Origin of the sequence: Janthinobacterium sp. OK676 (genome assembly GCF_900103595.1) — a bacterium.
GTDB lineage: Bacteria > Pseudomonadota > Gammaproteobacteria > Burkholderiales > Burkholderiaceae_D > Janthinobacterium.
The window spans coordinates 16,948-42,687 of the sequence record NZ_FNHA01000017.1 but is presented as its reverse complement, the minus strand read 5'-3'; the positions used below and the strand labels follow the sequence as shown (position 1 = coordinate 42,687).

Sequence of the window (25,740 nt, the reverse complement as noted above, 5' to 3'; positions counted from 1 at the left end):
TCACGCTCCTTGCACGTTGGAAGCGGCAAACTTGACGGCGCGGCGGCGCGACAGCATGCCGATGGCGCCCAGGCCGGCCAGCAGCAGCATGTAGGTCGACGGTTCCGGCACGGCGCTGACGTTGATATTGTCGAGCGCAAACTGGCCCTGGTTAAAGGCGGGGAAGTCGATGGAATTGCTGCACGCGCCAGTGTCATTGAAAATGCAGGCGTTGAAGGTCAGGCCCGTGAAGGAATAGTTGCTGAAGCCGCCCAGCAGGGAAGCGCTCTGGAAATGGTAATTGCCGTCGCTGCCTTGGCCCGGGAACGCCAGCGAGGTGCTGATCACCTGGCCGTTGCTGAGGGTGCCGCTCAGCTGCAGCTGGCCCCACTGCATGTTGGGCAAGCCGGAGACGGGCGCAATGAAGGAATAGTCGAAACCGGCCAGACTGAACGCCTGGCGGTCGGCACGCGCGAAATTCACGCCGCCATCGTTGAGGATGGCCAGGTAGTTGCCGGTGGCGCCCTGCGGGCAGGCGGCGATATCGCACGACGAACCCACGCGGCCATCGAGGATGGCGCCCACGCCGCTGACGCCGCCGCCGGCCGCCGTGGTCGGATCGGCCACGAACAGCAGGTTGTAGCTCGACGTATTGAGCGTCTGGCCGCTTTCATACACGTCGGGGCGCAGCGAGTCGAAGGTCAGGACATCGGCCAAGGCCGGTGCCGAGGCCAGCACGGACAAGGTGGCCAGCGCGGCCAGGACGATGGTGCGGCCGCGGGTAGCGGGCAGATTGGCGGTGGCGGGCGATACCCGCGCATGTGATAGACGATTCATTCTATTCCCTTGGTTGTTGTGGATAGATAGGTCGGCAGGTCTGGCGCCCGCTTTCAGCTTTTTCACAAAAGTGTCAACAAATATAGCAAATCGCATAAAACAAATATCATATTTTTAATATCATTTATTTATTTTTAATCTAACTCTGCGAAACTTTGTTTTGTTTTATCTATGAAAGCTTGAGCAATCTCAACGTTACATAGGAACAACAATGCCTCGCACCGCAGACGTGCGCGCCAGCGCGCCGGCGCGACTTCAGATAAGCTCGAAAACCGCGCCTGCCGTGCCGTCATCCCCGTCACATCGCGGTACACCTGTTCCATCCTGGAACACTTGTCTTTCCCGACACGCGCCAGCCACGGCCCCTGCGCCGATGGCATGAAGCTTGCACAACAAGAGGATCGACTGTGCTCGGGGAGCCGCATCATGGAACACCATCAACTGGCCGGCAACGGCCGCTCAGGCACGCGGCCGGCACGGCGCATCCTCGTGTGCTGCGCGCTGGCGCTGGCTTTTTTCCTGCTGGCCGCCAGGCTGGACCTGGCCGAACGGGTTAGTTACGCGCTCGGGCGCCACGAACACTGGCAACTCGACGAACTGGCCCTGAGCCTGCTGCTGCTGGCGCTGGCGCTGGCCGGCTTTGCCATACGGCGCGGACGCCAGGTGGCATTGCTGCTGGCGCAAAACCGCGCCCTCACGCAGCGCCTGCTGCGCGCGCAGGAAGAGGAGCGTTGCGCCTTGGCGCGCGAGCTGCACGATGAAGTGGGACAAGACTGCACGGCCATCCGCGCCGCCGCCAGCTACATCCTGCGCGCGCGCGACGGCGACCAGGCGAACGTGCAGGCGTGCGCGGCCAGCATCGCCCGCTCGTCGGAAGCGCTGCATGCGATGGTGCGCACCATGCTGCGCCGGCTGCGCCCGCCCGTGCTCGACAGCCTGGGCCTGGAGGCTGCCCTGCAGGCGCTGTGCGGCAGCTGGGCCCAGCAGCACGGCATCGCCTGCCATTTCGCGCCGCATGCCATTCCCGCCGACCTCGACGACGGCACGGCCACCGCCATCTACCGCCTGGTGCAGGAAGGCTTGACGAACGTGGCGCGCCACGCGGGCGCCGACCGGGCCACGGTGGAATTGCGCGCCGATGCGCACGGCTTGCTGCACCTGGCCATCGAAGACAATGGCCAGGGTTTGCATCCGGACAAACCGCCGGCGGATGGCTTCGGCATGCTGGGCATGCGCGAAAGAGTGGCCGGCTTGCGCGGCCATATCCGCTGGATCAGCGCGCTGGGCAATGGCTTGCGCATCGAAGTGGCGATGCCGCTGGCGGCCGGTGCGGCATGAACGCGGCCATGACCCCGATCCGCGTGATGCTGGTGGACGACCACCCGGTGGTGCGCACCGGTTACCGGCGCTTGCTGGAACAAGGCGGCGACATCGCCGTCGTGGCCGAGGCGGGCAATGGCGAGACGGCGTATGGCTTGTACCAGGAACACGCGCCCGACGTCTGCGTGACGGATTTGTCCATGCCCGGCATCGGCGGCCTGGAATTGCTGCGCAAGCTGCTCGCCCGCGATGCCGGCGCCCGCGTGCTCGTCTTCAGCATGCACGACACGCCGCAGCTGATCGCGCGCGCGTTTGACGGCGGCGCCTGCGGCTTCGTCAGCAAGCAGGCCGATCCGGAACACCTGGTCGACGCCGTGCGCGCCGCGCACATTGGCCGGCGCTACCTGGACCCGCACAGCGCGCCCGGCGTGCTGCAAGGCACGGCCCGCATGGAGGCGGAACGCTTGAGCAGTTTGAGCCAGCGCGAATTCGAAATCTTCCGCCTGCTGGCCGAAGGCCGCAGCGCCGCCGACTGCGCCCGCCTGCTGCACGTGAGCAGCAAGACGGTGGCCAACCACCAGACCTGCATCAAGGAAAAGCTTGACGTGCCCGGCCCCGCCGCCTTGGTCCATCTTGCATTACGCAACGGGGTCATCGAGCACGTCCACCCTTAAAACACGTAGCGCAAGCCCACATTCACGCTGCGCGGCGCGCCCGCCGCATGGAAGGTCGCGTTGACCATCGGATAGTCGCCGTTCACGGCCGGCAGCGGCCGGGCGCTAAAATTGCCGTTGGCGTCGAAACCCGTCGCGCCCAGCTGGGCCGCCGTCGCATAGCGTCGGTCGAACAGGTTATTGACCTGGGCGAACACGCTCAGTTGCCGTGTCAGCTGGTATTTGCCGTTCAGTTCCACGACGGCGTAGCCGCCGCTCTTGCCCGCGCCCAAGTACGCTGGCCCGCCCGCCTGGTGCGCATTGTTTTCATTGCCGCGCGCATAGGCACTCGACACGGCCGTCATGGCCAGGCCCACCGTCCAGTCGCGTCCGCCCTGAACCTCCACGTGCGCCTTCAGGATATGGCTGGGCGTGAGCGGAATGCGCTTGCCCGGCGTGATGACGATATTGCCTTCGAGACCGGGCGCCTGCGCGTCGCTGCTGCTGTTGGCGCTGCCGTTGACGGTTTCCCGGCTTTGGTACGTCGCCTGCAACCACGTGTAGTTGACGCCGAAGTCCAGCGCCCCCGCCTTGCCGTCCAGCGCCAATTCGGCGCCCTGGTGGCGCGTCTTGCCGAAATTCTTGAAGTAGCCGAAACCGGCCTGGTTGTCGGCCACGAACAGAATGTCGTCATGATTTTCCGCGCGGAACAGGCCCGCGCTCCAGCGCGCCACCTCGCCCCATTGGCCGCGCACGCCCGCTTCCCACGTCTTCGTCACCACCTGTTTCAAGGGCGGGTCGCCGGCCATGGCGTTGGGCAGGCGGCACGGGTTTTCCGGGTCGGCGCAACCAAGCTCGATGGCCGTCGGCGTGCGGCTGCCTTCGTTGTAGCCGAGATAGGCGCTGGCACCGCCAGCCGGTGCGTAGGCCAGGCCGATGGCGGGATTGAAGCGGCTGAAACGGTGATCGCCATCGAGCGAGCCGCGGCCGCCTCCGGGCGTGATGGCGTCGTGGTTGTGCACCGTGCTGCGGTTGTAGCGGCCGGAGACGGTCAATGTCAGGTCTTGATTGAACGCGATGCTGTCGCTCGCATACACGCTCCACGTGCGCATGCGCCCGCTCAAGTCGACCCGATTGTCGACGGGCGTGCCGTCATCGTCGATTTCCGTCCCATCGGCAAAGAAGTCGACGGGCGTGATGCCGCGGTCCGGGTTCAGGTAGCCGAACTGGCTCGTCTGGCGGAAGGTGGCGTGGCTCGTATCATAGGCGGCGCCAGCCGTGACGGCATGGCGCATGCTGGCCACGTCGGCCAGCGCGGTGAACTGGCCGGAAAAACCATAATTTTCCTGCCGCGTATGGCTGCGGTTAATCATGCCATTGCATTTTTCGGCCGGCTCGTCGTTCAGCAGCACGTTGGCTATGCAGCGCCATTTCGGGAAAGGCGTATTGGACGCATTCGCCCCGCTGGCGGGAAAACCCGTGTAGCCGGCCGCCGTCAGAGCCGCGCGCTCGGCCGCGCCGGGCTGGTAGACGGACTGGTCGAGCGACTCGTCGTTGAGGTCGCCATTAATGGTATGCGTATCGATCTTGCGGTAGTAGACATTGCCGGACAAGAGCAAGGCAGCGCCGGCCTGGTGCTTGCCCGTCAGGTTCAGCAGGGTCGACCTGTTTTCCGTCAAGTCCGGCTTGGTGTAGACGCTGCGGTAGTCGCGCGCCAGCATGCGCTGTTCCTGCAAGCCGTTGCCCGTCAACGCATTGTCCGCGTGCGCCACGGTGACGGCGATATCGGTGCGCGCATCGCTCCAGCCCAGCTTGCCAAACAGCTGGCGCACGTCGGACGGCGAATCGTCGCGCCAGCCGTTTTCCTTGAAGCGGTTGCCCGTCACATACCAGTGCCAGCCCTGCGCATTGCTGCCGCCATGCTCGACCTCAACGGCACGCCGCTTGTTTGCGCCCAGGCGCGCCTCGATGGCGGTGCCTGGGCTGGTCTTGCCATCCTTGGTTTGCAGGGCCAGCGCGCCACCCAGGGTGTTCAGACCGAACAATGGATTCGAGCCCGGCATCAAGGTCAGCGAAGCGATCGCCATGCGCGGTATCAAGTCCCAGCTGACGACGTCGCCAAACGGCTGATTCAGCCGCATGCCGTCCAGGTACACGGACAAGCCCTGCGGCGTGCCCAGCAGCGGCGAGGCCGTGTAGCCGCGGTAGCTGACGTCGGGCTGAAAGGGGTTGCTCTGCACTTCGTTCACGTAGACGCTGCCCAGGTTGCGGCGCAGGAAGGCGGAAATATCGAGCGCGCCGCTGGCGGCGATCTGCTGCGCGCTGGCCATCTGCACGGGTGCGGCCAGGGCATCGCGCGGCGGCTCCACGGTGGGCAGCGGCATGCTGCCCGTGATGATAACGGTAGGCAAGTCGCCCGAGGCGGCCAGGTTCGCGGCCAGGCTGGCGGCAGCAGGCTCGGCGGCCTGCGCCTGGCACAGCGCCATGGCGGCGGCGGCCAATAAAGTCAGTTTCATGCGGGTCCCCAGTTTTTATCATGGTTTTTATGTCTGTCCAGTATCGGGCAGCCACCATCGATGAACTAGGGAAAAACTCCCGCCGTGCAGGGTAACTTAGCGCTGCAGCGGCAAGTAACTCTGCTTCAATTGACGCAGCACGAAGCTCGATTTGCTGTGGCGGATGCCGGGGATTTTGTATAAACGCTCGCGCAGCAACCGTTCATAGTCGCGCGTATCGCTGACGGCGATGCGCAAATAGTAATCGTAGTCGCCCGACACGAGGAATGCTTCCAGCACTTCCGGGATCATGGCCAGCGCGTGGCCGAATTCGAACAGGGCCTGGTCGGAATGGTCGTCCAGGGTCACTTGCACGATGACGGTGTCGGCAAGCCCCACCTTGGCCGCGTTGACGTTCACCGTATAGCCCTCGATGACGCCATCGTCTTCCATGCGCTTGATGCGCGCCCAGCATGGCGACGAGGTCAGGCCCACCTTGGCGCTCAGCTCGTGCAGGCTGATGCGGGCGTCCTGCTGCAGGGCCGTCAGGATGGCGAGGTCGAATTTGTCGAGCTTCATTTTGCAATCTTCCATATTTGCAGCAAATTTTGCTGATAAAAGCATTTTATACGAGAAAACCAGCAGCCTTTTCTGCCGCATCAGGCAGAAAATAAGGCCATGAAACCCGATCCCGCTCCCCTCCTCGCCCCCGCCCACGATCTTGCGCCGCGCAACGGCGCCAGCACCCTGATCGACACCCTGCTGGCCCTGGGCGTCGATACCGTCTTCGGCTATCCCGGCGGCGCCGTGCTGCCCCTGTACGATGCGCTGCACGCGCAACCGCGCTTGCGCCACGTGCTCGTGCGCCACGAACAGGCGGCCGTGCACGCGGCCGAAGGATATGCGCGCAGCACGGGCCGGCCTGGCGTCGTCTTCGTCACCTCCGGCCCCGGCATGAGCAACACCACCACGGGCTTGCTCGACGCCCTGTGCGATTCGGTGCCCGTCATCTGCATCAGCGGCCAGGTGGCCACCACCAGCATCGGCACGAACGCCTTCCAGGAATGCGACGCGCTGGGCATTTCGCGCCCCGTCACCAAGTGGAACCGGCAAATCCGCACGGCCGACGAAACGGCCGCCGTCGTGTACGAAGCATTTATCCAAGCCACGCAAGGCCGGCCCGGCCCCGTGCTGATCGATTTTCCCAAGGATATGCAATTGGCTCCCGTCGCGGACCACACGCCGCTGCCGTCCGCCGCCGCAGTGGCTGCATCCCTGCCCGACAGCAATGAGCTGGAACGGGCCGCCAGCCTGATCGCCAACGCGCGCCAGCCCGTGTTCTATGGCGGCGGAGGCCTCATCAATTCCGGCCTTGATGCCTGCGCCGCTTTCCAGCAGCTGGTGAAGCTGGCCGCCGCGCCGTGCACCCTGACCCTGCTGGGACTGGGCGCCTTTCCCGCCTCGCACCCTGCCTTCCTCGGCATGCTGGGCATGCACGGCACCCTGGAAGCGAACCTGGCCATGCACCATGCGGACCTGATCGTCTGCGTCGGCGCCCGCTTCGACGACCGGGTGACTGGCAGGCTCGATGCCTTCTGCCCCGGCGCGAAAATCATCCACGTCGATATCGATCCGGCGTCGATCGGCAAGGTGGTGCGCGCCGACGTGGCCCTGCGCGGCGATTGCGCGCCCGTGCTCACCGCCCTGCTGGCGCAGCTGCGCGGACGATTGCTGGCGGACCGCCAGCCGTGGTGGCAGCGCATCGATGGCTGGCGCGCGCAGGACTCGCTGGCGTTCGACGACACGCTTGACGTGATAGCACCGCAGGCGCTGATGCGGCGCCTGCAGGCGGCCCTGGCTGGACAGGACGCCATCGTGTCCACCGACGTGGGCCAGCACCAGATGTGGGCGGCGCAGCACTTGCGCTTCGAGCAGCCGCGCCGCTGGCTCACCTCGGGCGGCGCCGGCACCATGGGCTATGGATTGCCGGCCGCCATCGGCGCGCAGATCGCCCATCCGCAAAAATGCGTCGTGTGCGTCAGCGGCGACGCCTCGATTTTGATGAATATCCAGGAACTGGCCACGGCCGTGCAGCACCGCCTGCCCGTCAAGGTCGTGCTGTCGAACAATGGCTACATGGGCATGGTGCGCCAGTGGCAGGAACTCATCCATGGCGGGCGCTACAGCCACAGCTACACGGAAGCGCTGCCCGACTTCGTCGCCCTGGCCCGCGCCTTCGGCTGGCAGGCGCACACGGTGAGCCAGCGCGACGAGCTCGACGCGGCGCTGGCGGCCTGCCTGGCATCAAGCGGCCCCTACTTCCTCGACGTGCGCGTGCACGGCGAGGAAAACTGCTTCCCCATGATGGCGCCCGGCGCGGGGCACCATGAAGTGACCCTGTCAAAGGGCAAGGTGTACAGCGAGCGGTAATCCGACATCACCGCCGGCCACGCCAACCATGTTGTCGGATTACGCCCATATTCGGCAGACATCACCACTCGCCACCACGGGTAGGTCGGATTAGCGGCGGTACGCCGCGTAATCCGACATCACCACCGGCCGGATTACGCCCATATTCTATAGATCCAATAACTTTCATCCTCTCGGCTGGCGCGCGCGAGTTCCGTGGGACTCAGGCCCGTGATGGCGCGCACTTCGCGGCACAGGTGGGCCTGGTCGGCGTAGCCGCCCTCGGCGGCGATATCGCTCCATGCAGCGTTGCCTTGCAGCATGGATTCTCGCGCGTCGAGAAACGACTGTTCCGCGCGGCGCATGCGGCGCAAGGTGCGCATGGGCTGGCCGGCCCAGGCCTTGATGCGGCGCTCGATATTGCGCGCGCCGCTGGCCAGGCCCGTCGATGCCGCCTGCACGCCCAGGCGGCGTACCCAGTCCTGGATGGCGCCGGCAGGATGGTCGCCGTTCGTGCGCGCCCGCTGCCAGCGCGGCGCGAGAAAATCTTCCACCAGCGCGATGCGCGCCGCGTCATCGGGCGCGGCCAGCACGGCGTCCGACAAGGCCAGCCAGTCGGCGTCGAACAGCGCATCGAGCGGGCGAAACTGGTCCAGCAAGGCATCCATCGATACGCCCGTCAACGCATGCAGGGCGGCCGGATAAAACATCACGATGAACGAATGTACGGGGCCGGGATTGTAGCTGACCAGCGGATACGAACGGGGACCGCCGAACAGCGCGGGCGGCATGCGCACGTCCGGCAGCGACAGTCCCGGCGCGGCCGCTTCCACGTCGCCGGCGACGGTCCAGATGATGCTGCACATGGGCGCGGCGGGAAAGCGGTTCAGGCGCTGGGCCGGCGGCAACGGTGCGCAGCCCGTGGTGTCGCGCACGAGGAAGGCGCGCACGCAGGACGCCAGCGCGGTGCGCGGCGCGATCAGGAGGCTCAAGGGCGTAGGAGCGGCAGGCATGGCGACGATTGTACCGACAATTTCTGGCCGCGCACGATGTCGTATTCATTCAATACAAGCGGGCCGCGATCGAGTAGAGTGTGGCCATTATTGCAAGCAATCCGCGTACTTTCACCGTATCGACAGGAGATGTTCATGCCGCCACTCGACCATGCCGCCGCGCCCGCCACCACCGCGCCGCTGCGCCAGATCCGCCGCTTGCCGGGGCCATTCGCCCTGCCCATCGTCGGCAACAGCCTGCAAATCAAGCTCGCGCGCATCCACCGCGACGTGGAACAGTGGGTGCGGCGCTACGGCCCCTACATGCGCGCCTGGTTCGGCCGCACCCTGGTGCTGGTGGTGGCCGACAGCGAGGCCGTCGGTGCCGTGCTGCGCGACCGGCCCGACGGTTTTCGCCGGCCCCTGAGCAGTTTCCTCGTCTCCGAGGAAATGGGCGGCATCCCCGGCCTGTTCCTGGCCGAGGGCACGGAATGGCGCAACCAGCGCCGCATGGTCATGGCCGGCATGGCGCCCGGCGCCATCAAGGCGTATTTTCCGGCGCTGGTGACGGTGGCGCAGCGCCTGCAACGGCGCTGGCATCTGGCCGCCACGCAAGGCCAGGCCATCGACCTAGACGGTGACCTGAAACGCTACACGGTCGACATCATCGCCGGCCTGGCCTTCGGCACGGAAGTCAACACGCTCGAATCGGGCGAAGACGTGATCCAGCGCCACATGGACGACATCCTGCCCGCCGTGGCGCGGCGCAGCCTGTCGATGTTTCCGTACTGGCGCTACGTCAAGCTGCCCGTCGACCGGCGCCTGGACCGCAACGTGGCGGCCCTGTCCGCCGCCGTGGCCGACCTGGTACAGCAGGCGCGCACGCGCATGGCGCGCGACCCGGCGCGCCGCGAGCGTCCGCCCAACCTGCTCGAAGCGATGATCGCCGCCGCCGACCTGGAAGGCAGCGGCGTGACGGACCGCAACGTGGCCGGCAACGTGCTGACCATGCTGCTGGCGGGCGAAGACACGACGGCCAACACGGTATCCTGGATGATCTATCTGTTGCAATGCAATCCGCACACCCTGGCGCGGGCGCGCGAGGAAGTGCGGCGCCTGGCGCCTGACGTGGCCGGTTTCACCATCGAACAGATGGATAGCCTCGACTACCTGGGCGCCTGCGCCAGCGAAGCCATGCGCTTGAAACCGGTGGCGCCCTTCCTGCCCGTCGAAGCGCTGCGCGATACGGTCGTCGCCGACATCGCCGTGCCGGCCGGCACCCTCGTGTGGTGCGTGATGCGCAACGATACGGTGTCCGATGCGCACTTTCCCGACGCGCAGGCCTTCCAGCCCGAGCGCTGGCTGGCAGGCGGCGAAGCGAACAACAAGCGCGCCTCGATGCCCTTCGGCGCCGGCCTGCGCACATGCCCGGGCCGCTACCTGGCCTTGCTGGAAATCAAGATCGCCATGGCCACGCTGCTGGGCAGCTTCGACATCGCCGGCGTGGACACGCCCGATGGCGGCGAGGCGCAGGAACTGATGGGCTTTGTGATGTCGCCCATCGGCCTGACGATGCGCCTGGCGCGGCCGCAGTGATACCATGGGGAATATCTCATCCACTTGATTTCCCCATGACCATCCGCCTGGAATCGCCACAGCAAGCCGACGTGCAAACCCTGATCGCCGAGCTTGATGCCTATCAACAGACGCTGTATCCGGCCGAATGCGCGTATGCGCTGGACCTGGCCTCCGTGCCGTCCGATACCCTGCTGTTCGCCGTCGCCCGCGATGCGGCCGGCGCGGCGCGCGCTTGCGGCGCCATCGTCGTCACGCCCGATTTCGGCGAGGTCAAGCGCATGTACGTGCACCCGGACAGCCGCGGCCTGGGCCTGGCCAAGCGCCTGCTGGCCCTGCTGGAAGAACAGGCGCTGGCGCGCGGCTGCCGCTTGCTGACGTTAGAAACAGGCATCCACCAGCCCGAGGCCATCGCCCTGTACGCGCGCCACGGTTATCAGCGGCGCGGACCCTACGGCGACTATCCGGACGATCCGTTCAGTGTCTTCATGGAAAAACCGCTGCAGGTGGCAGCATGAACGCGCCAGCCGACAGCCTGCTCGACATCCGCGCGCGCCTGCGCGCCTTTGCCGCCGAGCGCGACTGGGACCAGTTTCACACGCCGAAAAACCTGGCCATGGCCCTGTCCGTCGAAGTGGCGGAACTGGTGGAACACTACCAGTGGCTGCCCACGGGCGCGGACGCCGAACTGGACGAAGCGAAGCGCGCGGGTATCCGCCACGAGCTGGCCGACGTGCTGATGTATCTGGTGCGCCTGGCCGACAAGAGCGGCGTCGACCTGCACGCGGCCGTGCTGGAAAAGATGGAACTGAACGCGCAGAAATACCCGGCGCAGCAGGTGCGTGGCGACGCGCGCAAATCCACGCAATACTGACAACCACGCGTGCGTGGCGCAACGCGGAATCGGCGTAGCATGGCCGCATGGCTACCCTTTTCCTCCTGCTTGCATTGCTGCTTCCCGGAACTTTTGCGCTCGCGCAAACCGCGCCCGTGCCGCAAGTCAAGGTGGACGCCACGCGCGACCCCGTCGATAAATCGTACCGCAAGATGCTGCAGGGCGTGGACCGCTTCGAGCGCGACCGTGCGCTGGCGCCGCAAGCGAGCCTGCGCTTTCGTCTGCTGCCGCGCCAGCCTGGCGTGGACATGAGGGGCGTGCAGCTGCGCATCGCCGGCGACACGGTCAGCATCCCGTTACCCTTGGCAGAGGACAACAGCTTTGCTCCCGTGCGCAACGCGCAAGCGGCGCGCGAAGACGCCGTGCTGATCGCCAACCGCAAGGCGACGACCATGAGCTGGCGCGCGCAGGTGATCACGCCCGGCTTGCCGCCCGGCACGCGGCGCCTGGGCGACTTGCGCCTGGAATGCCGCGCCGGCATGGATTCGGGCCTGATCTCGAACGACCCGCAAATCATCGCCTGGCTGTCCAGCATGCTCTACAGCACGGATAAAGTATGCTCCGAGCCGGACGGCAATTATCTGTTTTTCACGGAGCGTCCCCTGTTCGGCGTGACCCTCGTGCATGGCGAGCGCCGCCTGGCGTTGCCGTTCAGGATGCTGTACGCGGGCGGCGAGCAGACGCCCGCCTCGCTGCCCTATTGCGATTGCCAGGTCTTGCTCGACCGCACGTATTACGCGCCCCTGTGGGATAGCAGCTGGCCCGACGACACCCTGCTGGAATTTAACTATATGGACGAGGTGGCGCCATGAAGTGGCTCGCTGTCTTCGCGCTGGCGCTGCTGGCCGCCTGCTCCGGCACGCGCGCCTTGCAGGCAAGCAAAGACGTGCCTTACGCAACCCTGGAACACACGGTGCAGGTCGGCAGCAGCACGCGTGAACAGGTGCGCGCGGCGCTGGGAGAGAGTACGTCCATCCGCTTCGACAGTGGCAATGAAGTGTGGATGTACACCTACCCGGCCGCCTCGGGCGCGCAGGGGGAATACGTGATGTTGTTTGGCGGGGATGGGGTGGTGAAGAAGGTGCGCAGCGGGGAAGTGTATCGGGTGAAGCAGTAAAAGTACCCCAAAAGCAAACTGGGGGGAATGCTCCCAATGGGAAGCATTCCGGTCACGCAGTGACGGACCCCGGCCTTTCGCCGTTGGGGTAATTAGCGTGCCTTCAGCAAGGCCCTTGCCGCCACGCCCGCCCCCACGCTGCGTCCCACGCCAGCCGTTTTGCGCTTGGGCGAGGCCTTCAGTTTGAAGATGCCGATCGACTGGGCCACGCTGTCGGTGCGCTGCGCCAGGCTGGTGGCGGCCGCCGCAGCCTGCTCCACCAGCGCCGCATTCTGCTGCGTGATGCCATCCATGTGGATGACGGCCTGGTTGACTTGCCCGATGCCCTGGTTCTGTTCGCGCGTGGTCGAGGAAATCTCGTCCATCACTTCCGTCACGCGGGCTACCGAGGCGATCACTTCCGTCATGGTGGCGCCCGCATTGCTGGTCAGCACGCTGCCCGCATTCACGGTGGCGATCGAATGGTCGATCAGGTTTTTCACTTCTTTTGCCGCTGTTGCCGAGCGCTGTGCCAGGCTGCGCACTTCGCCGGCCACGACGGCGAAACCGCGGCCGTGCTCGCCCGCGCGCGCCGCTTCCACGGCCGCGTTCAAGGCGAGGATATTCGTCTGGAAGGCGATGCCATCGATGAGGCCGATGATATCGAGAATCTTGCGCGACGAGGTGCTGATCTCATCCATCGTGGTGACCACTTCGCTGACGATGGTGCCGCCCTTGGCCGCGACGGTCGACGCCTGCGCCGCCAGCTTGTTGGCCGTGTCCACATGGTCGGCGCTGTTTTGCACCGTCGACGTCAGTTCTTCCATGCTGGCCGCCGTCTGTTCGAGGCTGGACGCCTGCGATTCCGTGCGGCTGGACAAGTCCATATTGCCCGTGGCGATCTCGGCCGTGGTGATGCGGATATCCTCGAAGTTGGCGCGCACGTCGCCGATGATGCTGTGCAAATTGATATTCGTCTGGCGCAAGGCCGCCATCAATTGGCCCATGTCGTCGTCGCGCACCTTGTCGATGACGCCCGTCAAGTCGCCACCGGCCATCTTGCGCGCCACCGTGATGGCCTCGCCCAGCGGCGCGACGAGGGAATTGTGCAGGTGGGCCCAGAAATACAGCATCAGCGCCACGGCCGCGGCGGCAGCGCCGCTGAGCCAACTGCGCGTGGCCGTGCTCGTGTCGCCATCAATATTCCACACGGCGCAGCCGAGGATGGCCAGCACCACGCCAAAGACGATGCAATGCAGGGCCAGGTCTTGCGACAGGCTCAGCTTGCGCCACTCGGCCAGCTTGGCGGCCCAGCCCTGGCGCACGATGCGGCCATTGCGGATCGCCAGTCTGGCGGAATTGCCGTCCTTGAAACTTTTATACAGGGCTGCCGCTTCGTTGATCTGCTCGCGCGTGGGCTTGGTGCGCACGGACATATAGCCGATCGGGCGGCCGTTTTCGATGACGGGCGTGATATTGGCGAAGACCCAATAGAAATCGCCATTCTTGCAGCGGTTCTTGACCATGCCGGTCCATGGCATGCCCGTCTTGATGGTGTCCCACAGGTCGGCAAACGCTTCGGCCGGCATATCGGGATGACGCAGGATATTCTGTGGCGCACCCAGCAGTTCCATTTCCGAAAAGCCGCTGACTTCAATGAAATACTGATTGGCGTAATTGATGTTTCCCTGTAAATCCGTCGTGGAAACAATCGTCATGCCTTCATTTAATACGTATTCATTCTGCGTGATTGGCGTATTGACCCGCATCGTCGCTCCTCTATTTTTTTCAACTAGCATAACAAAAACATAAAAACAATATACCACATCAAGCACCCATGACATATCGCCCAGGTGACAGTGACACTGGTCAAACAATTTTATAAAAGTTAATTCATTTATGTTTTATAATTTACTTTGATTCAACTTGATTGATTTTATTGAAATGCAAAATTCAAATTGAACACAGATACAATAATTAATAAAAAATTATTTGTTGGCGCGACAGCTAATAAATACGGCGCATGCGCCGATAAAAAGGCGCAAGGAAACTGGCGCAATGGCCGGAGCATGGCGACGCCTGCCGCCAACCATAACGCGGCAACAATATTCATTTCTTGAGGGAAAATAAAAACTGGCGCGAACGCGCCAGTGGAAGATATGTCTCCAATCCGCGACACAGGCGCCGGAGCGCCCGTGGGGATGGCTTACTTGTAAGTCTTACGGGGAGGAGACTTCGGACGCGGCGGTGCCGGCTTGCGCTCCGTCGTGCCGTCATCGAGGCTGATGCGCAGCTTCTGGCCCGAGACCACGACCGATTTCAGGTGGTCGAGGATTTCCGGCGGCATGCCTTCCGGCAGGTCCAGCACGCTGAAGTTGTCGAAGATATCGATACGGCCGATATGCTTGGCTTCCAGGTTCGCTTCGTTGGCGATGGCGCCGACGATGTTGCTTGGCGTCACGGCGTGCTCGCGGCCCACTTCGATACGGTAAGCCGTCACGCCTGGACGTGGGCGTTCCTTCTTCGGCGCGCGCGGCGCGGGGGCTGCGTCGCCCGCGTCCGCTGGCGCATCCTTGAACGCTGGCGCGGACTTGGCGGCGAACGGCTTGCGCGGCGCGGCTGGCGGCGCCAGGTCCGGCGCGTCGCCGTCGCGGCTGATACGCAGCTGCTGGCCCGCGACCCACACGGTTTTCAGCTGATCGAGCAATTCTTTCGGCATGCTGTCCGGCAAGTCCAGGACGCTGTAGTCGTCATAGATTTCAATGCGGCCGATGTTTTTCGAATCGATGCCCGCTTCGTTGGCGATGGCGCCCACGATATTGCCTGGTTTCACGCCATGCTGATGACCGACTTCAATGCGGAAGGTCTGCATGCCGGCGTCGGCAGGACGCTGGATACGTTCCTTTTTCGGGAAGGCCGGGCGTTCGCTGCGCTCGTTGCGATCGAAACGGTCATTGCGCTCGAAGCGGTCATTGCGCTCAGGGCGGTCAAAACGGTCCTGGCGCGCAGGACGGTCGTCTTGCCACGTGGCTTGTTCGCGCGCCTTGTTCTTGTCCAGCAGCAGAGGTACATTGCCACGCGCCATCTTCGCCAGGGCGGCGGCGATTTCGATGGCGGGAATGTTTTGCTCGCGTTCGAAATCTTCGATCAGCGACTGGAACTGCTCCAGTTCGCCCAGGGCCAGGGTTTCGCTGATCTGTTCCTTGAACTTGGCGATACGCACGTCGTTGACGGCCTGGATCGTTGGCAGTTCCAGCATGCCGATCGGTTGGCGGGTCGAGCGTTCGATGGCTTTCAACAAGTTCTTTTCACGCGGGGTGATGAACAGAATCGCTTCGCCGCTGCGGCCGGCGCGGCCCGTGCGGCCGATGCGGTGGGTATAGCTTTCCGGATCGTGCGGCACGTCGTAGTTGACGACGTGGCTGATGCGCTCGACGTCCAGGCCGCGGGCGGCCACGTCGGTTGCCACGAGGATGTCGATCTTGCCGTCTTTCAACTGCTGGATCGTGCGCTCGCGCTGGGCTTGCTGGATGTCGCCATTGATGGCGGCAGCCGAGAAACCGCGGGCTTGCAGCTTGCCGGCCAGCTCTTCCGTGCCCAGCTTGGTGCGGGCGAAGATGATCATGCCGTCAAACGCTTCCGCTTCCAGGATGCGGGTCAGCGCGTCGAGCTTGTGCATGCCCGACACGAGCCAGTAGCGCTGGCGGATGTTGTCGGCCGTGCCCGTCTTGGCGGCCACCGTCACTTCGGCCGGGTTCACCAGGTAGGTCGTGGCGATGCGCTTGATGACGGAAGGCATGGTGGCCGAGAACAACGCCGTTTGATGGCCTTCCGGGGTTTCTTTCAAGATACGTTCGACGTCGTCGATAAAGCCCATGCGCAGCATTTCATCGGCTTCGTCGAGCACCAGGGTTTTCAGCTTGGACAGGTCGAGCGAACCCTTGTCCAGGTGATCGATGACGCGGCCTGGGGTGCCGACGATGACGTGCACGCCGCGGCGCAGGGCCGACAGCTGCGGGCCGTAGCTTTGGCCGCCGTAGATCGGCAGCACGTGGAAGCCAGGGATGTGGGCGGCGTACACCTGGAACGCTTCGGCGACCTGGATGGCCAGTTCGCGCGTCGGTGCCAGGACCAGGGCTTGGGGTGAGCTTTGTTTCAGATCGATGCGCGACAGGATAGGCAAGGCGAAGGCGGCGGTCTTACCCGTACCTGTTTGCGCCTGGCCCAGCACGTCGCGGTTCGCGAGCAATAATGGAATCGTGGCCGCCTGGATAGGCGACGGTGTTTCGTAACCGACATCCTTGAGCGCGCGAATCAGCGGCTCGCTCAGGTTAAGGTCGGAAAATAAGGAAATTGGTGTATCAGACATGAAATCACTCACAAGTTCGCTCGAATCGCCCAATGCGAAAGAGTGTATCCGCTAGTTTACTCTTTACTGGACCTTACCGGGTGGAACGGGGCGGCAGAACGCCATTTTTTGCAGTCTAAAACGCAGAAAAATCGGCGATCCGCACGCAATTGGTGCAAAAACCAAGCAATATTATATGTTTTGCAATAGATTCGATTACTTTACAGATGCGCCTCGATATTGCTTGCCGCATCGACTGAGTGGCGCAAAAATTCGAGCAAGTCCTCGTTCAGCCTGTCCTTGTGCGTCGTCGCCAGGCCGTGCGGCGCGCCCGCATACACGAGCAGCTTGCTGCCGATGATCAGCTCGGCCGTGCGCCGCGCCGAGGCGGCAATCGGCACGATCTGGTCGTCGTCGCCATGGATCACCAGGGTCGGCACGTCGAATTTGGCCAGGTCGGCCGTAAAGTCCGTCTCGGAAAATTGCTTGATGCACAGGTAGGAAGCCGGCATGCCCGCCTGCATGCCTTGCCGCCAGAAACCGTCGCGCACGCCCTGCGACGGCTGCGCACCGGGCCGGTTGTAGCCATAGAAGGCCACGCTCAAGTCCTGGAAAAACTGGCTGCGGTCGGCCTGCACGCCGGCACGGATGGCGTCAAACGTAGATAGCGGCAAGCCCAGCGGGTTTTCCGTGGTTTGCAGCATCAGCGGCGGCACGGCGCCCACGAGCACGGCGCCGGCCAGGCGCCCGGTACCGTGGCGGCCGATATAGCGCGCCACTTCGCCGCCGCCCGTCGAGTGGCCGACGAGGGTGGCGCCCGTCAAGTCCAGCGCGTCGATCAGGGCGGCCAGGTCGTCGGCATAGGTATCCATGTCGTTGCCGTCGAACGGCTGGCTCGAGCGGCCATGGCCGCGCCGGTCGTGCGCGATGACGCGGTAGCCGCGCGAGGCCAGATAAAACATCTGGTCTTCCCACGCGTCGGACGACAAGGGCCAGCCGTGGCTGAAGACGACGGGCGGGCCGCTGCCCCAGTCCTTGTAGTAGATCAATGTGCCGTCGGCCGTAAGCAGGGTATTGCTCGATTGCAAGTTAGGGCTGGTCATGGAACGCTCCTTGTAGGTGAACGAGCAGCCATTGTGGCCGCAATGGCGCACGCACGCCGCGCGCTACGCTGGAGCATTGCGGTAGAGTAAGATTGCCGCTGCTTTGCTTTCCCGTATTCACTTTTGGAGTTGTCATGCGCTTTCCCTTCGTCCTCGCCGCCAGCCTGTTCAGCACGGCCGCCCTCGCCCAACCGCTCGTGGCCGAAGCGCCCCTGCGCGCCCACCTGTCCTTCCTGGCCGATGATTTGCTCGAAGGACGCGGCACGGGCCAGCGCGGCGGCGACCTGGCCGTGCGCTACCTGGAAACGCAGGCGGCCGTGGCCGGCCTGCAACCGTTGAAGGATGGCAGCTACCGCCAGGCGCTGACCATCGTCGGCAGCAAGGCCTTGCCATCAAGCAAAGTCACCTTCAGCGCGGGCGGCAAGACCTTGTCTCCCGCCTTCGGCAAGGACATCGTCTTTGGCGCGGCGAATGGCCAGCAGACAGTGGCGTTCGACGCGCCCGTCGTGTTCGCCGGCTACGGCATTCGCGCCCCGGAAGAAAACTGGGACGATTTCAAGGGCGTCGACCTGAAGGGCAAGCTCGTCATCATGATGGTCAACGACCCGCAGCCGACCAGCGCCGAACCGCAGCGCTTCGCCGGCAAGTCGCTCACGTATTACGGCCGCTGGGTCTACAAGTACGAAGAAGCGCTGCGCCAGGGCGCGGCTGGCGTGCTGCTGATACACACGACGGCATCGGCTTCGTATCCGTGGTCGGTGCCGGCCAACGGTTTCGGCCATGAGCGCTTCAACCTGGCGGGCGCGGGCAATGCGATGGAAGGCTGGCTGCAGGAAGACATGGCGCGCGCGCTGTTCCAGGCGGGCGGGCAAGACCTGGACGCCTTGCGCGCACAGGCGGAAACGCGCGCATTCCGCCCCGTCGCCTTGAACGCGACGGTCAAGGTGGCGCTCGACAGCCAAGTGCGCAGCATCGAACAATTCAACGTGGCCGGCATCGTGCAGGGCACGGACCCGAAGCTCAAGGACGAAGCCGTCATCTACTCGGCGCACTGGGATCATCTGGGCAAGGATGACGAAGGCAGCCAACGCAGCGGCCAGAGCGACCACATCTACAACGGCGCCATCGACAACGCCTCGGGCGCGGCGGCCTTGCTGGCCATGGCGCAAGTGGCCGTGAAACAGCCGGCGCGCCGCACGCAGATCTTCCTGTGGCCGGCCGGCGAGGAAACGGGCATGCTGGGCAGCACCGCCTACACGCGCGCGCCGCTGTGGCCACTGGCGAAGACGGCCGCCGACCTGAACCTCGACAGCATGAATTTCGTCGGCAAGACGCACGACATCGGCGTGGCCGGCGCCGAGCGCAGCAGCCTGTACGCGAGCGCCGCCAAGGTCGCCAAGCGCATGGGCTTGCGCCTGGCGCCGACGATCCCCGACCTGTCCGGCGCGTTTTACCGGGCCGACCATTTTGCGTTTGCCAAGGCTGGCGTGCCCGCCTTCAACGTCGGTTCGGCCGTGTTTTCCGGCGACGGCTCGTTCGACTTCGTCAAGGAGCCGAAAGCGTCGGGCGAGCGCTTGGTTGCCTTCAAGAAGGATTACCACCAGGTCACCGATGAGTACAAGCCGTCGTGGGATCTGTCGGGCATGGTGCAGCAGGCACAGTTCACCCTGAACCTCGGCTATGAAATAGCGAATGACAAGCAGTTGCCGACATGGAACAAGGGCGAGGCGTTTGGAAAAGTAAAACGCTAGGCTGCATGAAAAACACCGGCCTTGGCCGGTGTTTTTACAAGCGTGCCGGCCACAATCCCGTAGGTCGGATTAGCGGCACAGCCGCGTAATCCGACAACGCAGCCTTGTCAACAATGTTGTCGGATTACGCGAGGCGAGGCCTCGCTAATCCGACCTACGCGGCGATGAAGTGGCGGATGACAGGCATTTGCCAACGTGGACATGTGCTTGAGTCCCGTAGGTCGGATTAGCGGCGCAGCTGCGTAATCCGACAACATTGTTAGCGCCGGTGGGAATGCCGGATACGCGGCTTCAGATGGCCATGATACGTTTCAGGTCGACAAACGCCGTCTCATACAGATGCTGAAACGCGCCCACCATGACCTCTTCCACGCCTTCGGCCGCGTCGAACTCGCTCGACCATTGCGCCACGCACTCGTTCGCGCCCGGCTCGCCCGTCACGCGCAGGGTGGAACGGTAGTTCTTGACGGGGATCGGGCCCGAGACGATGGTGTAGCTGTAGCTCTTGTCCGCTTCGCTGTAGCTTTGCAGGCGTTCGGCGATGACGGCGCCGTCCGTGGTTTTCAGGCGGCGCACGCGGCCGCCGTGCTCGGACAAGCTGGTCTTGATCGAGCTCGACCATTCAGCCAGCGACTGGAAGCCGCCGATAAAATCCCACACTCTTTCGGCGCTTGCCGCCAACGTTACAGAAACAATTACTTGGGCCATCTTTAATTCGGTTCCTCATCCAGGTTTGCCGGGCGCGGCGCCCGGCCGGCCGGAGTTGCCCGGCACAGCCGCTATTTTAGCGCCCATGCGGCATTGCTGCTGGGCGCGTATTGGATTCGGCAATGGCGGCCGGCCAGTCTGGCGAGGCAGTCTTACAGATTTTCTGCCAGGAAAATCAGCGAATTGCCATGTGCCTGGGCGGCGGCGCGCTGCTGGTAGCTGTCGCGATGGGTGCAGTTGAAACCGTGCTCGGCACCCGGGTAGATATGGATTTCCACATCTTGCCGGTCTTCGAAGCGCTCGGCGATCTTTTGCACGGCTTCCGGCGGGATATGGCTGTCCTGGCCGCCGAAATGCATGAGCAGCGGCACCTTGATCTGGTCGGCCAGGTCCAGCTTGTTCTGGATGCCGCCGCCGTAATAGGCGATGGCCACGTCAACCAGGCCGGCCGCGGCTGCCTGGTACGACAGACGGCCGCCGAAGCAATAGCCGACGGAGGCCAGCTTGCCCGTCACTTCAGGGCGCGCGCGCAGGACGGCGACGGTGGCGGCGATATCGGCGTCGGCATGCGGGTTGTCGGTGGCCTGCATCAGTTCGACGGCGCGCTTCCAGCCGTCCGCGTCATAGCCCAGTTCGATATGCGCGCCGGCGCGCCAGAACAGGTCGGGCACCAGCACCACGTAGCCATCGGCCGCGTACTGGTCGGCCACGGCGCGGATGTGCTCGTTTACGCCGAAAATTTCCTGCAACAGGATGATGGCGGGGCCCTTGCCCACGTGCGGCACGGCCAGGTAAGCCTGGAAGGTGCCGTCCGGGCCGGCGATATCGATCCACTGCGAAGTTGTGCTCATAGAAAACTCCAGTCTGAGGTTGGGGGGGAATGCCACAGCCAGCCATGTTACTGGTTTTTCCGCCTTTCTGCGCCTGCCCTTGGTCCAGGCTAATAGATCTCGCGCAGGTAAATCACGGGGCCCGATCTGAGGATGCCAAAGACGGCGACGCCCACCGTGCTGCCCAGGTAGGGATGGTTGCCAACGGAAACGTCCACGCTGCCGGCCTTGCCGGCGCCGGGCGCCAGCAAGGTCAGGAGATTGATTTGCGGCAGCGCCCCTTGAGCGACGGTATAGGTCCGGTCATCAACGGCCAGCTTGCTGCAGTCCAGCGTCTTCTTGCAATTGGCCAACACCATGTCCGACTTGTTGAACGCGCTGATACTGTCGAGCAGATTCGTGGTCCATTTCTTGCCATTCCAGTACTGCACTTGCACGGCCAGTTTAAGGGGCAGCAATTCGGAGCCATAGCCGTGGGCTACCTGCCATTGCCCCGACAGCACAGTCATCCGTGCCTCGTTCTGTATCAATGGCGAGATTGAGCTGACGACGGCGCCGCCGGGATAGGTGCTGCTGGCGCGCAAGCGCACGTCGGTGGGCGCCACCTTCACGGGTACGCCTGCCTTGCCTGGAAAACGGTAGGCGACCATGGGCGAGGCAACGCCGAGGGTGAATTTCGCGGGCGCCACGCTGGTGATGGTGACTTGTGCCTTGCTGCCATCGGTGAGGCGGCTGCTGCCATCGGAGGTGCTCGGCGGAAAGGAAATCGTGCCCGTGGCCGCATCCAGGCCTTCGAGCAGCACGGGCGCCAGGACGCTCGGATTGAGCTCGTCATAATTTTGGGTCGTCGTCTCGCCAAAGGCGCGCGCCGTCACGCGCACGCCTATCGCCTGCCCCGAGTAAGCGTAGCGGCCTTTTTCCCCGTCATTGGCGCAGGTGAGCGGCGCAGCGCACGGCGTGGCGATGCCGTTGGCGGCGGCCGGCTTGTCACCGTCATCCTTTTTGATCAGTTCCGTGATGAAGTGATGCGGGATGAACTGCACCTGGCCACTCGTGCCGCTTGCCAGCGGTGGAACGACACCGTTAACGGCAGGCAGCTGCCATCCCAGGTAGTTGATCAGACTGGCCGTAAATTGAACAGATCCCACTTCCTTCCAGCTCATGCCCGTAGCGCTCAGGACACCCCCGTTGAAGTCCAGGCCGCCATCGGCCGACGGCTCGGCGTGGCCGGCAAACGTGGGTTCGACGACAGTACGTCCCAGCAGCACGGTTGGCGGCGTCGATTCCCGGCCAAAGTTGGGTGCGACTGCATTCAAAAAGTTCCGTGCAGATACGTTAACCGCCGTTGCCGACGGCACGCCCGTCACGGCCAGGCCCGCACGCTGTGGCGTGGCGATCGCACTGAAAACAAAATTGTATGGAGCGACCACCACGGTGCCGCTGCCTTGCATCTTCAAGCCCTTGTCATCGCCGCTGGCCGATTCATATTTCGCCGTCAACGTCAGCTTGCCCACGTCGGCATAAGACATGGTTGCCGTGGCAACGCCAGCGTTATCGAATGCCAGGTTGACGGACTGGCCCGTCGCACTGCACGCGCTGCCGGTGCTCGCGGCCAATGGAACGAAGGTCCCCGTCCCTTTGACCAGGACCGGCAAGGTGCCGGTGGAGGGATTGCTGTAGCTGCAACTGAGGGTCAGATCCTTGCTGGCATTCGCAAACAGAGGCACGCAGGCTTGCTCGTTCGGTTTGTCTTGCAAGGCGCTGATTTTGAATGCCGTGGCCACGGCGGAATTGTGATTGACGGGAGTAACCGTCAAGCCTGTCGCCGCAAAGCTCATGTCGCAGCTGCGGCTGTTGTCCGACGCGCGCTTGCATACGAGCGGGTCCGTGGCGACGGGCACGCTCGTCAGGCCCAGGGCGGCCGTACCGACAGTGTACTGGCGCACGCTGGCCGTCGCCACGCCGCTACTGCCGATCTGCGTCGTCGCGCCGCCAGGACTGACAGTGACACTCGCGCCGCCTGTGTACCTGGCGCTGCAGGCGGCATCCGCGCATGCCGTCACCGTTACCGTCTGCGGTGCGCACGTCAGGGCATTGCCCGAATGATCGATCTGGAAATGATGAGGCCCGGTCGGGGTGGCGGGGCCGCATTTCGGGCCGCTCACGCTGCCAACGGGGTAGCCGCTGTTGTTCGTCACGCAGCTGCAGGGGTTGGCTGGCGTGTAGGCTCTGCAGGTAATGGTTTGATACACGCGGGTATCCCATTCCAGCGTGATGTGGTCCACCAAGGCATTGCCGCCAATATAAGATTTTGTTGCCGCAAGAGATACCTCACCGGCGTCAACATCACCCGTGACCACCGTGCTCGAACCGATGACCAGCGATTTGCTGGCCTTGACATCGCCCGTCACGATGATGCCGGCCGACTGCAATTCCATCGTCGGCGATATCAGGTCACCTTTGATCTGACTGCCGGAACCAACAGTCAGCGAGGTATTGGCCGTAATATCGCCCTGCACCTGGCTGCTGGACGCGTCGATGCTGACGACGGGCGCCTTCGTCGTGCCTTTCAGATTACTGCCAGAACCGAGGCTGAAGGAGTTGACGGCCGTCACGTCGCCCGCGATCGTGACCTTGGAACTGGTAGTGATGCTTGCGCCGTTGATGGGCCCCGTTATGGTCGAGCTTGATCCGATGCTGACGCTGCCGCTGGCTTTCACGCTGCCGCTGATCGTGACGTTAGAGTTGCTGCTGACCGAGCCGCCGCTGATGGCGCCGTTCAGCGTCGAGCCGGAGGAAATGTCGATATTGCCCGTGGCCGTAATATTGCCCGTCACCTTGACGGGCGTACCGCCCAGAGAGACGGAAGCCGCCGAGATATCGGCCACGATCACCGTGCCGCCCTGCGACCCTGTATTGAAATTGCCGCCTTTGGCCGTCAGGCTGCCGCCCGTGATCTTCAGGCTGGGCGGATTGACATTGCTGATGTCGATATTCCGGTTGGCCGTCAGGGCGGCCGTGCCGCTCATGCTCAAGCCCTGGTTATAGCCGATGGTCACGTCGCTGTTGACCGTCACACCATAGCCGCTGGCGATGACGACATTGTCGGTGCTGCCCATGATCAGGCTGGGGCAAGTGTATTGGGTGCTTGATGCTGGCAAGGTACAGCCGCTGACGGCGCCGCCGTTGAAATTGAGCGTGGCCGCCTGGGCAAAAGTTGAGCATAGCAACAGTGTCAGGGAGACAAAAAAGGGAAGTAAGCGCACGATATCCAGGAATTCGATGAATGGGAAGACAGCGGGCGCGTGGCTTATTCCATGCTAATCTATGTCCTCGCTGTTATTGCATTATGGCAGTATTTTTCACCCTCGCGCATATCGCATGATCAAGCACAGCCCCAAAGAATTCCCCTTGCGCACCGTCGACATCATCGTCTATCCCGGCTTCAAGGCGCTCGAAGCCATCGGCGCCATGAAGGTGTTTGACTACGCCAACACCCATTTGCGCCTGCGCAACCTGCCCGGCGGCTACGACGTGCGCATCGCCTCGACGGCCATCGGCCCGGTCGAGTCCGACACGCTGATGTCGCTGCACGCGAGCAAGGCGCTCGATGCCAGCCGCCTGCCCGACCTGGCCGTCATCGTCGGCTGCCACCACGTCGAGCAAGTCTTGCAGGACATCCCCGCCCTCGCCGCCTGGGTGGCCGAGGCGGCGCCCCGCATCGACACGCTGGCGGCCCTGTGCACGGGCTGCTTCTTCCTGGCCGAAGCCGGCGTACTCGACGGCAAGAGCGCCGCCACGCACTGGAGTGCCGTGGACAGCCTGCGCCAGCGGTACCCATTGATACAGGTCAATGCCGATGCGATTTTCGTGCGGGAAGGGAAATTCTGGACATCCGCCGGCGTGACGGCCGGCATCGACCTGGCGCTGGCCCTGGTGGAAGACGATTTCAGCCGCGATATCGCACTGGAAGTGGCGCGCGACCTGGTCGTGTATTTGAAGCGGCCCGGCGGCCAGTCGCAGTTTTCCGTGCACCTGTCGAGCCAGATGACGACGCATCCGACCATCCGCCAGTTGCAGGGCTGGATCATGGAGCATCTTGCCGAAGAACTCACCGTGCCGCTGCTGGCGGCCAGGCTGGCCATGAGCGAACGCAATTTTACGCGCGTGTTCCAGCGCGAAACGGGGACCAGCCCCACGGAATTCATCGACACGGCCCGCTTCGAAGTGGCGCGCCGTTTACTGGAGGACAATGTGTCTTCCTTAAAACAGGTGGCCGTACAGGCGGGCTTGCATAGCGAGGACAGGCTGCGCCGCCTGTTTCAAAAGAAGCTCGCCATCACGCCGCGCGATTATCGCGAGCGCTTTTCCAGCACGGCGCGCTAGGCGCAGGGAAGCTCAGCGCGACTTGTTGGTGCGCACGTGGCGCGTGGCCAGCTGCTGGCGGTGCCAGGCCAGCGGCGTAAACATCAGCGCGCACAGCAGATAGGTGGCCAGCAACGCCAGCCAGATGGCGGGCGTGGCAAGGATGGCGGCATTGCTCCACCACAAGGCGAGCAGGGAAGACAGGGCCGCGCCAAGGAAGACGGGCAGCATGCGGCGCAAGGTCGCGAGATAGGCAGTGGCAAACATGAACGGCTCCCAAAGCAAGGCGGTGATGTCTACACCCTAGCAGGGGCAGGCGGCGAAGTACAGCCTGCCGCCCTGCCCCGTCCGTCATGTGTTGCGCAATGAGTACAGTCCGATAGG

General features: G+C 63.9%; 22 protein-coding genes. 11 read left to right on the top strand and 11 right to left on the bottom strand.

All coding sequences use genetic code 11. The features are described from left to right. Positions 1-816: an NF038120 family PEP-CTERM protein gene (locus tag BLU39_RS28815; RefSeq protein WP_217635116.1), complete on the bottom strand. Its 816-nt coding sequence runs from the start codon at positions 814-816 to the stop codon at positions 1-3. Between the two features lie 426 nt (positions 817-1,242). On the opposite strand from BLU39_RS28815, the gene BLU39_RS26310 reads away from it, so the two are divergent. Further along, positions 1,243-2,154, top strand: coding sequence for a histidine kinase (locus BLU39_RS26310; RefSeq protein WP_175539424.1), 912 nt, complete (start codon positions 1,243-1,245; stop codon positions 2,152-2,154). A gap of 8 nt (positions 2,155-2,162) precedes the next feature. Next, on the top strand, positions 2,163-2,810 hold the full coding sequence (locus BLU39_RS26305) for a response regulator transcription factor (RefSeq protein ID WP_092719032.1): 648 nt from the start codon (positions 2,163-2,165) through the stop codon (positions 2,808-2,810). On the opposite strand, the gene BLU39_RS26300 is transcribed toward BLU39_RS26305, so the two are convergent. Both BLU39_RS26300 and BLU39_RS26295 read right to left on the bottom strand, forming a co-directional pair. After that, the gene (locus tag BLU39_RS26300) at positions 2,807-5,305 is read right to left on the bottom strand and encodes a TonB-dependent receptor (RefSeq protein WP_092718931.1); all 2,499 of its coding nucleotides are present in this window, start codon (positions 5,303-5,305) and stop codon (positions 2,807-2,809) included. The genes BLU39_RS26305 and BLU39_RS26300 overlap by 4 nt on opposite strands. A gap of 96 nt (positions 5,306-5,401) precedes the next feature. Beyond that, positions 5,402-5,863, bottom strand: a complete 462-nt coding sequence (locus tag BLU39_RS26295; RefSeq protein ID WP_034784295.1) for an Lrp/AsnC family transcriptional regulator — start codon at positions 5,861-5,863, stop codon at positions 5,402-5,404. Positions 5,864-5,962: 99 nt separating this feature from the next. Between BLU39_RS26295 and ilvB the strand changes: the two genes are divergently transcribed. Further along, the gene (gene ilvB, locus BLU39_RS26290; protein WP_092718928.1) at positions 5,963-7,714 is read left to right on the top strand and encodes a biosynthetic-type acetolactate synthase large subunit; all 1,752 of its coding nucleotides are present in this window, start codon (positions 5,963-5,965) and stop codon (positions 7,712-7,714) included. 134 nt (positions 7,715-7,848) lie between these two features. On the opposite strand, the gene BLU39_RS26285 is transcribed toward ilvB, so the two are convergent. Beyond that, positions 7,849-8,706 carry a helix-turn-helix domain-containing protein gene (locus tag BLU39_RS26285; RefSeq protein WP_254789071.1) on the bottom strand — a complete coding sequence of 286 codons (858 nt, stop codon included), beginning with the start codon at positions 8,704-8,706 and terminating at the stop codon, positions 7,849-7,851. Positions 8,707-8,841: 135 nt separating this feature from the next. On the opposite strand from BLU39_RS26285, the gene BLU39_RS26280 reads away from it, so the two are divergent. Genes BLU39_RS26280 through bamE form a run of 5 tightly spaced genes read left to right on the top strand, consistent with a single transcriptional unit; the run spans position 8,842 to position 12,272 of the window. Next, positions 8,842-10,281 (top strand): cytochrome P450, encoded by a 1,440-nt coding sequence (locus BLU39_RS26280; protein WP_254789070.1) that lies wholly within the window; start codon positions 8,842-8,844, stop codon positions 10,279-10,281. A 35-nt stretch (positions 10,282-10,316) separates the two neighbouring features. Beyond that, positions 10,317-10,778: a GNAT family N-acetyltransferase gene (locus tag BLU39_RS26275; protein WP_092718921.1), complete on the top strand. Its 462-nt coding sequence runs from the start codon at positions 10,317-10,319 to the stop codon at positions 10,776-10,778. Beyond that, positions 10,775-11,134, top strand: a complete 360-nt coding sequence (locus BLU39_RS26270; protein WP_092718918.1) for a nucleotide pyrophosphohydrolase — start codon at positions 10,775-10,777, stop codon at positions 11,132-11,134. The genes BLU39_RS26275 and BLU39_RS26270 overlap by 4 nt, the downstream gene beginning before the upstream one ends. Positions 11,135-11,181: 47 nt before the next feature. Next, complete coding sequence (locus BLU39_RS26265) at positions 11,182-11,967, top strand: hypothetical protein (protein ID WP_092718916.1); 786 nt, start codon at positions 11,182-11,184, stop codon at positions 11,965-11,967. After that, positions 11,964-12,272, top strand: coding sequence for an outer membrane protein assembly factor BamE domain-containing protein (gene bamE / locus BLU39_RS26260; RefSeq protein WP_092718913.1), 309 nt, complete (start codon positions 11,964-11,966; stop codon positions 12,270-12,272). The genes BLU39_RS26265 and bamE overlap by 4 nt, the downstream gene beginning before the upstream one ends. Before the next feature lie 92 nt (positions 12,273-12,364). Here the strand turns inward: bamE and BLU39_RS26255 are convergent, their stop codons facing one another. Then, a complete protein-coding gene (locus BLU39_RS26255) occupies positions 12,365-14,020 on the bottom strand; it encodes a methyl-accepting chemotaxis protein (protein ID WP_092718911.1) in 1,656 nt (551 codons plus the stop codon). Positions 14,021-14,209: 189 nt separating this feature from the next. Here BLU39_RS26255 and BLU39_RS28750 point away from each other — a divergent pair, with 189 nt between their 5' ends. After that, positions 14,210-14,371: a hypothetical protein gene (locus BLU39_RS28750; protein WP_157808876.1), complete on the top strand. Its 162-nt coding sequence runs from the start codon at positions 14,210-14,212 to the stop codon at positions 14,369-14,371. 86 nt (positions 14,372-14,457) lie between these two features. Here the strand turns inward: BLU39_RS28750 and BLU39_RS26250 are convergent, their stop codons facing one another. Both BLU39_RS26250 and BLU39_RS26245 read right to left on the bottom strand, forming a co-directional pair. Further along, the gene (locus BLU39_RS26250) at positions 14,458-16,620 is read right to left on the bottom strand and encodes a DEAD/DEAH box helicase (protein WP_092719030.1); all 2,163 of its coding nucleotides are present in this window, start codon (positions 16,618-16,620) and stop codon (positions 14,458-14,460) included. Positions 16,621-16,820: 200 nt separating this feature from the next. Continuing rightward, positions 16,821-17,702: an alpha/beta fold hydrolase gene (locus BLU39_RS26245; RefSeq protein ID WP_092718908.1), complete on the bottom strand. Its 882-nt coding sequence runs from the start codon at positions 17,700-17,702 to the stop codon at positions 16,821-16,823. A gap of 134 nt (positions 17,703-17,836) precedes the next feature. Between BLU39_RS26245 and BLU39_RS26240 the strand changes: the two genes are divergently transcribed. Next, positions 17,837-19,453: a M28 family peptidase gene (locus BLU39_RS26240; protein WP_092718906.1), complete on the top strand. Its 1,617-nt coding sequence runs from the start codon at positions 17,837-17,839 to the stop codon at positions 19,451-19,453. Between the two features lie 291 nt (positions 19,454-19,744). Here BLU39_RS26240 and BLU39_RS26235 read toward each other — a convergent pair whose 3' ends face one another. From BLU39_RS26235 to BLU39_RS26225, 3 genes are all read right to left on the bottom strand, one after another. Further along, positions 19,745-20,161 (bottom strand): SRPBCC family protein, encoded by a 417-nt coding sequence (locus BLU39_RS26235; RefSeq protein ID WP_092718904.1) that lies wholly within the window; start codon positions 20,159-20,161, stop codon positions 19,745-19,747. Positions 20,162-20,313: 152 nt separating this feature from the next. Continuing rightward, the gene (locus tag BLU39_RS26230; RefSeq protein WP_092718900.1) at positions 20,314-21,012 is read right to left on the bottom strand and encodes a dienelactone hydrolase family protein; all 699 of its coding nucleotides are present in this window, start codon (positions 21,010-21,012) and stop codon (positions 20,314-20,316) included. A gap of 89 nt (positions 21,013-21,101) precedes the next feature. After that, positions 21,102-24,221: a polymer-forming cytoskeletal protein gene (locus tag BLU39_RS26225; RefSeq protein WP_175539423.1), complete on the bottom strand. Its 3,120-nt coding sequence runs from the start codon at positions 24,219-24,221 to the stop codon at positions 21,102-21,104. Between the two features lie 151 nt (positions 24,222-24,372). On the opposite strand from BLU39_RS26225, the gene BLU39_RS26220 reads away from it, so the two are divergent. Beyond that, positions 24,373-25,377 carry a GlxA family transcriptional regulator gene (locus BLU39_RS26220; protein WP_092718893.1) on the top strand — a complete coding sequence of 335 codons (1,005 nt, stop codon included), beginning with the start codon at positions 24,373-24,375 and terminating at the stop codon, positions 25,375-25,377. 12 nt (positions 25,378-25,389) lie between these two features. On the opposite strand, the gene BLU39_RS26215 is transcribed toward BLU39_RS26220, so the two are convergent. Continuing rightward, entirely contained in the window at positions 25,390-25,623 is a 234-nt protein-coding gene (locus BLU39_RS26215; RefSeq protein WP_046682190.1) for a hypothetical protein, read from the bottom strand. Positions 25,624-25,740 lie beyond the last annotated feature (117 nt).